The sequence below is a fragment of the Lachnospira pectinoschiza genome (assembly GCF_020564355.1).
Taxonomy (GTDB): Bacteria; Bacillota; Clostridia; order Lachnospirales; family Lachnospiraceae; genus Lachnospira; species Lachnospira intestinalis.
Genome location: NZ_JAJCRR010000002.1, coordinates 500,248 through 512,130, shown reverse-complemented (window position 1 = coordinate 512,130; position 11,883 = coordinate 500,248). Strand labels below are relative to the sequence as shown.

11 protein-coding genes and 1 other RNA gene are annotated in these 11,883 nt (G+C 41.4%); 3 read left to right on the top strand and 9 right to left on the bottom strand.

The features are described 5' to 3' along the window. Positions 1-32 precede the first annotated feature (32 nt). A complete protein-coding gene (locus LI288_RS05575; protein ID WP_227089713.1) occupies positions 33-884 on the top strand; it encodes a YihY/virulence factor BrkB family protein in 852 nt (283 codons plus the stop codon). A 111-nt stretch (positions 885-995) separates the two neighbouring features. On the opposite strand, the gene LI288_RS14405 is transcribed toward LI288_RS05575, so the two are convergent. The 5 genes from LI288_RS14405 to bioB form a co-directional block, all read right to left on the bottom strand. After that, a complete protein-coding gene (locus LI288_RS14405; protein ID WP_227089712.1) occupies positions 996-3,272 on the bottom strand; it encodes a SpoIID/LytB domain-containing protein in 2,277 nt (758 codons plus the stop codon). A 147-nt stretch (positions 3,273-3,419) separates the two neighbouring features. Beyond that, positions 3,420-3,599, bottom strand: a non-coding RNA gene (ssrS, locus tag LI288_RS05565) — 6S RNA. Positions 3,600-3,701: 102 nt separating this feature from the next. Then, a complete protein-coding gene (locus LI288_RS05560) occupies positions 3,702-4,685 on the bottom strand; it encodes a sigma-70 domain-containing protein (RefSeq protein ID WP_227089711.1) in 984 nt (327 codons plus the stop codon). An 80-nt stretch (positions 4,686-4,765) separates the two neighbouring features. Further along, on the bottom strand, positions 4,766-5,347 hold the full coding sequence (locus LI288_RS05555; protein ID WP_227089710.1) for a biotin transporter BioY: 582 nt from the start codon (positions 5,345-5,347) through the stop codon (positions 4,766-4,768). 21 nt (positions 5,348-5,368) lie between these two features. After that, the gene (gene bioB / locus LI288_RS05550; protein ID WP_227089709.1) at positions 5,369-6,343 is read right to left on the bottom strand and encodes a biotin synthase BioB; all 975 of its coding nucleotides are present in this window, start codon (positions 6,341-6,343) and stop codon (positions 5,369-5,371) included. Between the two features lie 354 nt (positions 6,344-6,697). Here bioB and LI288_RS05545 point away from each other — a divergent pair, with 354 nt between their 5' ends. Beyond that, positions 6,698-7,339, top strand: coding sequence for an RpiB/LacA/LacB family sugar-phosphate isomerase (locus LI288_RS05545; RefSeq protein ID WP_022431249.1), 642 nt, complete (start codon positions 6,698-6,700; stop codon positions 7,337-7,339). 158 nt (positions 7,340-7,497) lie between these two features. Here the strand turns inward: LI288_RS05545 and LI288_RS05540 are convergent, their stop codons facing one another. The 3 genes from LI288_RS05540 to LI288_RS05530 all read right to left on the bottom strand — a co-directional run bounded on the left by LI288_RS05540 (position 7,498) and on the right by LI288_RS05530 (position 9,781). Beyond that, complete coding sequence (locus LI288_RS05540) at positions 7,498-8,058, bottom strand: biotin transporter BioY (protein ID WP_022431250.1); 561 nt, start codon at positions 8,056-8,058, stop codon at positions 7,498-7,500. Between the two features lie 155 nt (positions 8,059-8,213). Beyond that, positions 8,214-9,356 (bottom strand): glycosyltransferase, encoded by a 1,143-nt coding sequence (locus LI288_RS05535; protein ID WP_227089708.1) that lies wholly within the window; start codon positions 9,354-9,356, stop codon positions 8,214-8,216. Then, positions 9,353-9,781, bottom strand: coding sequence for a GNAT family N-acetyltransferase (locus LI288_RS05530; RefSeq protein ID WP_022431252.1), 429 nt, complete (start codon positions 9,779-9,781; stop codon positions 9,353-9,355). Before LI288_RS05530 ends, LI288_RS05535 begins: the two co-directional genes overlap by 4 nt. Positions 9,782-9,973: 192 nt before the next feature. Here LI288_RS05530 and LI288_RS05525 point away from each other — a divergent pair, with 192 nt between their 5' ends. Further along, positions 9,974-10,912: a pectinesterase family protein gene (locus LI288_RS05525; RefSeq protein ID WP_227089707.1), complete on the top strand. Its 939-nt coding sequence runs from the start codon at positions 9,974-9,976 to the stop codon at positions 10,910-10,912. A gap of 135 nt (positions 10,913-11,047) precedes the next feature. On the opposite strand, the gene LI288_RS05520 is transcribed toward LI288_RS05525, so the two are convergent. After that, on the bottom strand, positions 11,048-11,848 hold the full coding sequence (locus LI288_RS05520) for a hypothetical protein (protein WP_022431254.1): 801 nt from the start codon (positions 11,846-11,848) through the stop codon (positions 11,048-11,050). Positions 11,849-11,883 lie beyond the last annotated feature (35 nt).

The window sequence follows — 11,883 nt, the reverse complement described above, 5'->3', positions numbered from 1 at the left end:
AAAGAAAGGGTCATTTTATGAGAATTATCTTTATGATTCAGGAAATTGCGCGCAAGCTGACAAAGGATAATCTTACCGGCTATGCGGCACAGTCCTGTTTTTACATTATATTAAGCATTTTCCCGTGTCTTTTGCTGCTGATGAGCTTGTTTAAGTTCCTTCCGCTGACAGAAGATGCCCTTTTACTGATGCTCAAAGGTGTAATTCCTGTCCAGCTGGAACCATTTCTGGTTTCCATTATTGAAGATTTATATGATAATTCATCGGCAGCATTAACATCCATTACTACGGTTGCAACCATTTGGGCGGCAGGAAAAGGCTTTCTTGCAATCATGCAGGAATTAAATATTATTTACGATACCCAAAAGAAACGAAACTGGCTGTTACAGCGGCTGATGTCTACGGTCTATACAATTGCACTGCTGGTTTTAATTATTGCGACCCTGCTGCTGCTGGTCTTTGGCAACCAGCTGATCGGATTGATTGAAGTTTTTATTCCTCGGCTTGCAGTGATTTTATCGGCAATATTAAATAACCGTATGATTTTATTTCCGTCATTTATGATTCTGCTGTTTTTGCTGATGTATTTATTTATTCCAACAAGAAAGTCCAGCATTACAAAGGAATTTCCGGGAGCGGTTTTCTCGGCAGTCGGCTGGTACGGATTTTCCTACTGCTATTCGCTCTACGTTGCACATTCACCGAATTTTTCATATATGTACGGCAGTCTGACAACATTGATTTTTGCACTGGTGTGGATTTATGTATGTATGCTGATTCTGTTTTTTGGTGCGGAATTAAATACACTGATTGCCAGTCAGACACTCCGCCCGCTTCTGCCGAAGTTTTCACGGAAAAAGAAAAAAGAAGCGGAAAGAAAATAAGACTTGTTAAAAAAAATAACAAATTAAAAACAAAAAGCCGCAGAAGGCAGTTGACTTCATTTTCACCGGTCAGGGTGAAAACAAGAAATCAAAATACTTTCTGCGGTTGTTTTATTTTTGTTCGATTGCCGTTCCCGGATAGAAAAACTGTAAAATCTGCTGATAATTCATTGTGTCTTTTACCATTTCATTGACTGCATTCTGGCTCATGCCGATGCCGTGTCCGTATCCGCCGCCGATAATGCGGTAGCCGCTTAAAGAGCCTTTCTCGTATACCGGTTTAAAGATACAGAAGGTACTCGGAAGCGATGCCATTTTTGTCGTTCCGGTGTTGGTCGTCATTTCTGCATCTGTCATACCGAATAACCCGCGGATACAGGATTCGCTGTCAATGCGCACCGTTGCCGCACTGCCGCAGACAGTCACACTTTTTACCGCACCACCCGCCGCCCGTTCATTGACGGTAACAGATGTAATCGTGCCGATGTCCGTTATTTTCTGTGACTGGAAACTGCCGTCTGCCTGCTGTGTCAGAATTTTTGACGGAGCTGACAGATATTTTTCATACAGCTTTGCGTTAAAACTGTTGGAAAGTGCTGTAATATCTGCCTGTAATTCCCAGCGGTAAAGCGCATATCCGGCATCGTAATCATTTTCATCTTTTGACGTAATAAAAGCTTCAAAAGCGGCTTCATCCGTCAAATCCAGCTCCTTTTGTGAACGGCTGACAAAGCGGCTTACAAAATACGGATAAGACGATGAATCTGAACCCCAGATGCTGACATCCGTCGTTACACCACAGGAGGTCGAATAATAATAAGTCTGCACGACTTCACCATTATAGGTCAGAATCTGTCCGCGCGTATTCTGAATGGCTTCATTGGAAGATGACTGCTCCGATGTATTGTTGTATACCTGATACATCGTGGAATCATCCACATGCGCACCGTATTCACTGTAAGCACCGTTTTCCAGATGTTTGTAAGCATAGCTTCTGGCACAAACGGCCTGCACCTTTAAGGCTTCTACGGCAAAGCTTGCAGGCATTTCACTTGGTACAACACGCTTCAGATAGGATTCGACCGGCACATCATTGACAATCACAATGCCGTCATCTGCAGCCGCCAGTTCGATACTGCCCTCATAAGACGGCACACCCTGGCTGCGCATCACCGACAAAATAGAGATTTCACCGCCGTTATCCGGTGTGACGGTCACTCGTCCCTGTAAAAGCAGTTCATTATCCGGTGTCAGCTCAAAGACGTCCCCCGCGTTGTAGCGTGTCTGTTGTTCATTTGTACTGACCATAAAGCTTTTAGAACACGTCAGCCGTACATTTTCATGGAAAATGCTTTTAAACCCGGTATTTTTCAAAATAACGCGGATATTCTGCACATTCAGCGGTTTAGAGATAACCGCACCGCAGATTTTGCCTTCTGCAACGATAAAATCCTGTAAGGAATAACCCACAATAATATCCTGATAAGTCTTTACGGCAAAGCCGTTGTAAATGTCATAAATCATAAACGCATCGTCTAATGCGACTTTTCCGTAGCCCTGCACTTCCACATAGTCTTTTGTGACGGCCTGTACCATGCCGGTAATCGTATCGGTTTTGGTATTAATCTGTGTGACACTGCCGTTTTCCACCTTTAAATCAGCAAGCACATTTTCAACAGGCGCTGTCAGTCCCGGGATTTTAAAAATGCGGTCTGCGCCGTAGACATTGGTTTCAACTGTGGTATCCGTACTGGATTTAATCCAGATGTTTTTATATTCTACCTCGTTTTCCACAGTATCTTCAACTGCAAGAATTTCTTTGCCGCAGGTATACATTGTTACTGTCTTATCAATCTTATCGTCCAGCACAATTCCTGTAAAACGGTAGGTGCCTTTGGTGGTGTAGGCTTCCCACTCCCCCGCCTGTTTAAGCGTTGCGGGCGTGCCTGCAATCCCCGCCTGTATTTTAACAACCTGTTCACCGTTTTTCATATAAGGAAGCAGCTGCATAAATACGTCTAAAAATTCCTGTTTTGTCATCGCTTTCGCACTGTTTTGAAGTTCTGCAAGAACCGTTTCCGGCACTTCCAGTTTCTTTGCCAGTGCATATGTATCCTTAAAACGCACCGCTGCCTGCGGCTTTTTAATTTTAAGCAGACCGGCTTCGCTGACAGCATTGACATAACCGGAATACCAGTATTTACCGGTGTCATCCGTTCCGGACGTCTTAAAATCCGTTGCGGCATAAGCAAGCATTTTAGAAGCTTCTGCCATGGTAAAGATATCTGTACTTTTCTTTTTTGTAAAAAGAACTGCCGCTAAAATAAGAAAAATACAAAGAAACAGTCCTGCCATTATCCAAATTCGTTTTCGCTTTTTTAAAATCACACCCGTCCCCTTCTATACTGATTTGTATGAACCGAATAAACGCTATTCATGATTTTATGCGGTTATAAATTAAGATATAAATGAAAAAAACTTCCTTTTATCATCATTATGCGGATAAAAAGAAGTTTGTCTGTACTTTGTCAATTAAACATTCCCAAAATGCCGTTGCCTGCGTTTTCGACTCCTAGCTTAGCTAGGTGGGTTACCGCATTCATTCCGCTGCCTTCCACTGACTAAGGAGGCTTGACATTGAAAATGAAGATATAGGAGTCCCGTGCGAATAATGTAGGATCAAAATAAACAGGCTGGCGAACACCCCAGGAAATGCCCTATTCAATTGTATCTCGTTTTCGTTAAACGTATTATACAACAATCTTTGTCTTTACACAATATCTTATGTAAAATTTCATATTTTATTCTTAAATGTTGTTACTGGAAGCTGATTTTTCCAACCGGTTTATTTGGAACATCTGCCTTTGTATCTGCCTGCGGCATGGTTTTTACATAATCAATGTCTTCTATTGCTTCTGCCGATAAGCGGATTGCTTCCGTTACCTGTTCTGGGGAAATGCCCATTTTATCAGCAACCTCCTGAATGGTCGGTTTGCGTTCCAGTTCATTTCTTAAACGTTTTGCCCAATCGTTGACAAGATTGACCTTTCCTAGCACTCTGCCCGCGACCTGATTGGATTCTTTCTGTTCATCAATCATCATTTCAAGACTGCCCTCAACCAGTTCACGGACTTCTTTTTCAATGCCGTGAAGGACTTCGAGCAAATCCTGCGTATTTCCTTCTTTAATCTTATCTTTCCATTCGTAATTGTTTGCCCACTGCTTCTGGCCGATATAGGACAGCATTGCCAGATTACCTTCCTGCACCAGATCGCAGGCAAGCACACCTTTGCCGCGGTACGGGGTAATCCATTCGGTAACTTTGCCTAAAAAAGACTGCGATAAAAGTTCCAGTGAATTTTTATCATTATCTTCAACAATATTCATTAACAGAAATGCAAGACTGGTATCGGAAAGCATATCCACCTGCTTTAAATCTTCCAGATACAGCTGTAAATATTTCTCATCTTCTGCATAGTCGAGTGATTCCTCAAGCTGTTTCGCACCCGCCTGTTCTTCCTGTTTGGTTTCCTCGGCTTCCTGCTTCTGGATTTCTTCCGCTTCCGCGGTTTCCATCATTTTTAAAAATTCATTATCTTCGGAAGCTGCGCCTTTGATTTTAATATTATTTGCCATCAGATAGCCGTAAACCATCTGTAGTTTACCGTCATCTAAATCTAAATCTTTAAAATAACTGAGTACATCGTCTTTGGTAATAAAGCCGCCATTGACTTTGGCATATTCTTTTAAGCCGTTCATGGCTTCCATAAATGCCGCCTGTGTATCATTTTGTGCTGACATAAGTCCCTCCTGCAATTTGCTTGGACTATTATATAATGAATTTTATAAAATGACAATGGTTTAAATCCGAATGCATACGCTTAAATTGAAGAATTATTCACGCTGTATTCTACAAGTCCGCTGACTGCCAGCCGCTTACGCACAGCCGGACCGACTGCCGCAACGAGGATTGTTTTTATTAAATCTCCCAGTAAAAACGGAACAACACCGCCCATTAAAGCTGCCTTAAAAGAAAGCCCTGCAACATACGCATACCAGATTGTACCAAATGCCGCGCTGACTGCTTTGCCGAGCCACATTCCCGCAAAAGCAATCACAGGCTTGTTATACCAGCGGTCAATAAAGAAGCCGCTGACCATTGCCATAAAAATGAAACCGACAAGGTATCCGCCGGTCGGACCGGCAAGCTTTTGCACTCCGGATGAAAAATTAGAAAATACCGGTACACCGCACATTCCGATTAAAAGATAAATCAGATAACTGATAACAGTGCGTCTGGTTCCTGCTACATATAAAATGAAATAGATTGCCAGATTGGTCAGCGAAATCGGTACCAGTGTAAACGGCAGCCGGATTGACAGCGGCCCCATCACACAAATAATTGCTGCCATCAGTCCGATAATTACCATGTCTTTTGTTTTTTCAGCATTGATTTTATTCATTTTCTTCTCCCGTTCTATAAATTATTTTTCAGTTGGTTTCTTTTTCAAAATATATCCTTTTTCCTCTAAAATGTTTCTGTCCTGCTCCATACTGCTTCCACCGGTTGTCAGAAGATTTCCGGTCAGTGCGGCATTGATACCGGACAAAAACAGTTCCCCGCCGCCATCTTTAAAATAATTTCTGCCTGCAGCAATCCGCACATCTGCTTTCGGATTGATATAACGCAGTATGGCGACGGTTCTTAATATATCTTCCTGCGTCATCGGCTCAAGTTCTCCAAACGGTGTGCCTTTTACAGGAATTAAGATATTAATCGGGATGGAACGGATACCCAGTTCTGCGAGCGTAAATGCCATGCTAAGACGGTCTTTCCATGTTTCACCCATGCCGACAATGCCGCCGGTACAAAGTTCTAAGCCCGCTTCCTGAATCCGCTTAATTTCATGGATTTTATCTTCAAAGCTGTGTGTTGTACAGACATTCGGAAAATTTTCCTCGGACGTTTCAATATTTTCATGATACATGGAAACACCGGCTTCTTTTAACTGTTTTAATTTTTCTTCCGATACAAAACCGTGGGATGCACACAAAATCATATCCGGAAATTCCTCATGCATTTTTTTGTACGCATGAAGTGCTTTTTCAAAGTCTTCATCTTTAATGGCGCGTCCCGCCGTTACGATGCAGTAGCGGTCTACTCCCTGCTCCCATGCTTCGCGGCAGCCGGATAAAATGGCTTCTTCATCAATAAAATCTCCTGCCTGACAGGCGGTGTGATGATGTGCGGACTGTGAGCAGAATTTACAGTTTTCACTGCATGCACCGCTTTTTCCGTTGATAATTGCACACAAATCCGCGCGTGTTCCGCATAAATTTTTACGGATATAATCCGCACCTTCACACAATTCATTAATATCCGCTTCCAGTAAAAACGAACAATCTTCTTCTCTTGTCAGCCGTCTTCCGCCGACAATTTCTTTTGCAAGTTCTAACATACTAATCTCCATTTCTGAGCAACTTGTTGCGAAACGGCGATGAAAATTTGTGCATGCGTTTTCTCATCTGCCATCATAGCACTTTATTTTTGCTCATAAACAAAGTGCTGTGTAAAAAATCAGCACATCAGTGTGTTTTTTTACACGATCTCCGTTTTGTTGTAAATTGTAAACCTCTTAAAAAATTAAGTTTACAACTAATTTAATACCTGCGCCGTTAAATGTCAACATAAAAATCTACAAAGTTAACACTTGTTGTTACAAATTTCACATACATTGACAAATCTCTCATAATTGCTTATAGTTAATTTAATTGCAATATTGCAAAATAAAGAAAGATGAGGTTTTAAAATCATGAGAATTGCATTGATTAATGAAAACAGCCAGGCTGCAAAAAATGAAATGGTTTATAACACTTTAAAGAAGGTTGCAGAAAGCAAGGGACATACAGTTGATAATTACGGTATGTATGCTGCTGACGATGCTGCACAGCTGACATATGTACAGAACGGTATTTTAGCTGCTCTTTTAATTAACAGCGGTGCTGCTGATTTCGTTGTAACAGGCTGCGGTACAGGTGAAGGCGCCATGCTTGCATTAAATTCATTCCCGGGTGTTCTGTGCGGACATGTTGTAGACCCTTCAGATGCATATATGTTTATGCAGATTAATGACGGTAATGCCATTTCACTCCCATTTGCAAAGGGCTTTGGCTGGGGTGCTGAATTAAATCTTACATACATTTTTGAAAAATTATTTGAAGGCGAACCGGGCGGCGGTTATCCAAAGGAAAGAGTTGTTCCGGAACAGAGAAATAAGAAGATTCTTGATGGAGTAAGAAAGGTTGCTTTCAAAGACAGCTTAATCGACATTTTAAAGAACCTTGATCAGGACCTTGTAAAGGGTGCTGTTGCCGGTGAAAAATTCCAGGAATTATTCTTTGCAAACTGCAAGAATCAGGAAATTGCAGATTATGTAAAGACACTGCTTGCATAGTAGATTTTGTATAATTTCATCTGAAATTGTGCGATAATATAAATGCATAAAAAGCTGCCCCGCGCTTTCCGTCCGTAGAGGACATTGAAAGTGCGGGGTTTTATTAATTCTTATTAATTATTCATTTATCATATTGATTTATCAAAAAATTTTAGCGGTTATGCTACTGCTGTTTTAATAAATCCGGCATGTACCAGTATTTTATGAAGCTGTCTGCCAAGCATGACACCGGCAATCAGTTTTATACAGTCACCGATAATAAACGGAAAAACACACGCTGCCATAGTCTGCATAAATGTCGTGTGCATGATATACATAAACCACAATGTTCCAAACAGATAATCAACGGCTGTTCCGATAAACCAGCCAATCAGTGTTGGAATCAGTTTTCTGTGTGATACTTCCATCACAATTCCACCAATCAGTGCCATTGCAATAAAGCCAATCAGATATCCGCCTGTCGGTCCGGCAAGTTTGCCAAGTCCACCGGCATAGCCGGAAAAAACCGGAAGACCGACCATTCCCAGAAGCAGATACAGACAGTAACTAATGGTTCCCTGTGCGGTACCAAGCACCCCGACTGCAATATAAATAACCAGATTGGTCAGCGTAATCGGAACCGGCCCAATCGGCACGGCAAGCGGCCCTGCAATACACATGACGGCTGCCATCAGTGCCATGAAAATTAATTGTGTTAAAGAAAATTTTTTCTTCTGCATTGTTTTATCCTTCTTTTTGTCCTATAAATTGAACGGACAGTCCTTTGTCTACGATGCCTGCTGTCTGTTCTTTTATTAGTTTACAATTTGAAAGAAGAATTGTCAACCTATATTTAAAATTAGTTTACAACGTGCATTGATATGTTACTTTCCTACTACAATATTGTCCTGATATATTCTGCCTGTTTTGCAAAGGTAAAGGTCTGTACCTTTGCAAATGCCCGCGCGGCGGTCTGCGCTCTGAAATCCTCGTCCGGTACATACGTATTTAACAAATCCGGCAACGCTTCAATACGATCCAGTGAATACGCAATATAATCCTGCTGCGGCGTAAAACAGGTATCCATCATGCTGCTGGAATCCGTGATACTCACCGCACCGTTGTACATTGCATTCAGCACACGGTCATGAATACCAGATTTAAACCACGGCATAACATTTAATACAAAGGCAGATTCCGCAATGGCAGATAAACTGTCTCGATATGACATCTGCGGCAGAACTGTCACGTTTGAAAATTCACCAATGCTGCTCTCCTGATATTTTTCACCAAAAATGCGTACCGGCAAACCACTTTTGGCAGCAGCTTCCAGTACTCGCTCACGATATAATGCACGGACATAGACATCTGCCAGAAAATTGCTCTGCGCAAACACCGGAAATGTCATTCCGGTATCATATTCCTTATACACCTGCATCGCCGCAGCTTCAAAGGTGCAATGCGTATCCGAAAGCAGACAGTCTAAAACGGCCTTGGTATATTTTTGCATACTGTCTGGCAGTGCAGTGATTAATTCATAATAGTCACGTGGATTCAGATACGTTGCTGGAAATAAAATGCCCTCTTTTCTGTGCTGTTCTGATTTTACTGCATTTTCCGCTTTAGCTGCACCAACAGACAGGGTATGGACACTTTTAATATGCGGATACCATTTACTTATATATTTGTTATGGTCATCATCAATGCAGATGACATGATAATTCTCCAGCAAAACACTCAGATTCGCATGATGATATACCGGATGATCCAGAATATAGTTATAGAACGGAGCCTGTATGTGATTTAAAAAGGGTGTTCCGTCATCCAATACTGCTCCCGGCAGTTTTGAATTGTAATCAATGACGGCATCAAACGACTGTCCGCATAAAGCCTCCAAATCTTTCATCGTCTGCCTCCGGAAGTCAAACCAAGTTACTTCTATACCGGCATTTTCTAATGCTTTACCAAGACACGATGAAAAAAAGCGTGTCGAATCATAGGCAATGCCGTTCATTTGAAAAAGCAGTATTTTCTTCATGATTCCTCCACGCGGATATACTGAATCATACCCGGTCCCAGCTGTCTGGTCGGCCTTGCCGTAAATCCATGTTTTTCATAAAAAACTTCTCTGCCTTTTGCACACATCAGACAAAGCATCATCCGGGAATCTTTTAATGTAATGCTTTTCACATAAGCAATCAGTCGTTCAATCAACATACTGCCGATGTGCCGGCTCTGATATTCCGGAATAATAATCAAATCCTGAATATAGCAGATCACAGCCCCATCGCCGACAATCCGTCCCATGCCAATCGGACACTCATCATCATATACTGTAATAATCTTCAGGCTGTGGTCTAATGCCTGCTGTGCCTGTTCCGTCGTCAAAGAAACCCAGCCAACCTGTTGTCTTAAAGAAAGATATATGGAAACGTCTTTTATATCTTCTGCAAATGTAATCATAACTGTTCCACCTTCGTATATTTCCTCAAAAAAGATAACGACAGTATACACGTTTTCATATAAAAAGTCTATAAAATCAACGAATTTTATATGTGTTTTCCGTCTAAATATGATATAATAAACATAATATCGTTAATAAACGAATCGTCATATCAGGCAGGACGAAAAGCATGATAACAAAGGAGATAAACAATGATTACAGTGGCAAAAGACGGCTCCGGTGACTATACTTCTGTTCAGGAGGCCATCGACAGCATTACTTCCGTACCGGAAACGGTTTTTATTAAGAATGGTATTTATAAAGAACGGGTAGAGATTCATAAAGACAATATTACACTCATCGGTGAAAATGCAGACGGCACGGTGATTACCAATAATTATTATGCATTTATGCCAATGGAGGACGGAAGTAAACGCGGAACATTCCGTTCGTATACTTTTTTTGTGCAGGCAAATCATTTTAATGCATACAACATCACATTTGAAAATTCTGCAGGTTTCGGAAAAAAGGTCGGTCAGGCAATTGCGGTATATGCCGAAGGAGATGATCTGGTTTTTAAAAACTGTCATATGCTCGGACATCAGGACACGCTCTTTACCGGTCCGCTTCCGATGAAAGAAAAACAACCGGGTGGATTTGTCGGTCCGACAGAATTTGCACCGCGCATTCCCGGACGTCAGTTATATGAAGATTGTTTTATCAGTGGTGAAGTCGATTTTATCTTCGGCAGTGCAATCTGTTATTTTAAAAACTGTGAATTATATGCTTTAAACAGAAACGAAACGATTAACAGTTATTATACTGCACCATCTACATATGAAGGCCAAAAGTATGGTTACGTATTTGAAAGCTGCTCTTTTAGTGGGAATTGTCCGCCGCGGACAACGATGCTTTCACGTCCATGGCGGATTTATGCAAAAGTTGTCCTGCTCCGCTGTGATTTAAGTGAACAGGTATCAGAAACCGGATTTCACGACTGGAATAAACCGGAATCGCACGAAACCTGTTATTATGCTGAATATGCCTGTACAGGAAAAGGTTATGTACCGGAAAGACGCCCGGATTATGTACACCAGCTGACAGAACGTGAAGCGGGTGAATATACACGGGAAAAAGTTTTCGGAAGATAGGCTTTGACTTCTTTCATCTTTAAAATGAATTTTATAAAAAATGAGATGTCCCCTGCCGGTCTGATACCGGTAACGGAAACATCTCATTTTTTATGTTAATTTTATTGTACTTGTTGTACCTGTCGCTTATGCTGATTATTTTTTCAACTCCATCGTCCCCAGTATTGCATTAGCACTGCCAACTGTCAGAGTTGTATTTTCAAGACTCTGTGCAAAAATTTCCGGAATCTGAAAAACTGCGGCAGCAGTATAGCTTTGTCCTGCCGGTATAGTAACACTCTTTAAATTCGTCATATCATTTTTTAAAATCGTCTTTGACTTTGTAAAAGTTGTTCCTTCAATGCCAAGCTTTATCACTGCGTTAGAAGATGCAGTATTCAGTGTAATATCTGAGCCGGTTGTATTGGTCAATTCAAATTCAAGTGCTACAACCACACAGGAATTATTTGCCGGTACACTCACGGAATACTGTTCATTCGGATAACGCTGACCTGATACTGTCTGTGTATAGGAAAGTGAAATTCCCGAATTTAATCCTAATACCTGCTTTAATGAATTCAGCACCTCATCAGAGGAAGTCACTGCTTTTGTTTCTCCTGCTGTTGACTGTGTTGCTGATGCCGTTGAAGAAGGATTCTGTGCAGCTGTTGTTGCAGTCATGGCAGAAGGCCGGGTTGCAGGCTGGGTCGTCTGCTGTACAGTATTTGTGCCGGTCGCTGTATGATTCTTATTGTTGTTCCTGCTCTCACTCTGTTTTTTTGCTGCAGCAAGTTTTTCATATTCCCACTGGTTCTCATAGGAATGTTTTAAAAGAACACCCGCAATATATTCCGATACCATATCATTTTGTTCTGTATTTAATGTAACATTACTGCCACAGCCTGTTACTGTAAGCATACAGCCTACCCCAATGCATAACGCTGCAATTTTTTTCATCTTGTAACCACCTCATTTAGTCTATTCCAATATTT

Bases quoted from the DNA above. Each gene is read 5' to 3' on its own strand.
- LI288_RS05575 (WP_227089713.1), top strand. From the start codon at position 33: ATGATTCAGGAAATTGCGCGCAAGCTGACAAAGGATAATCTTACCGGC.
- LI288_RS05560 (WP_227089711.1), bottom strand. From the start codon at position 4,685: ATGTCAGCACAAAATGATACACAGGCGGCATTTATGGAAGCCATGAAC.
- LI288_RS05555 (WP_227089710.1), bottom strand. From the start codon at position 5,347: ATGAATAAAATCAATGCTGAAAAAACAAAAGACATGGTAATTATCGGA.
- bioB (WP_227089709.1), bottom strand. From the start codon at position 6,343: ATGTTAGAACTTGCAAAAGAAATTGTCGGCGGAAGACGGCTGACAAGA.
- LI288_RS05545 (WP_022431249.1), top strand. From the start codon at position 6,698: ATGAGAATTGCATTGATTAATGAAAACAGCCAGGCTGCAAAAAATGAA.
- LI288_RS05540 (WP_022431250.1), bottom strand. From the start codon at position 8,058: ATGCAGAAGAAAAAATTTTCTTTAACACAATTAATTTTCATGGCACTG.
- LI288_RS05535 (WP_227089708.1), bottom strand. From the start codon at position 9,356: ATGAAGAAAATACTGCTTTTTCAAATGAACGGCATTGCCTATGATTCG.
- LI288_RS05530 (WP_022431252.1), bottom strand. From the start codon at position 9,781: ATGATTACATTTGCAGAAGATATAAAAGACGTTTCCATATATCTTTCT.
- LI288_RS05525 (WP_227089707.1), top strand. From the start codon at position 9,974: ATGATTACAGTGGCAAAAGACGGCTCCGGTGACTATACTTCTGTTCAG.
- LI288_RS05520 (WP_022431254.1), bottom strand. From the start codon at position 11,848: ATGAAAAAAATTGCAGCGTTATGCATTGGGGTAGGCTGTATGCTTACA.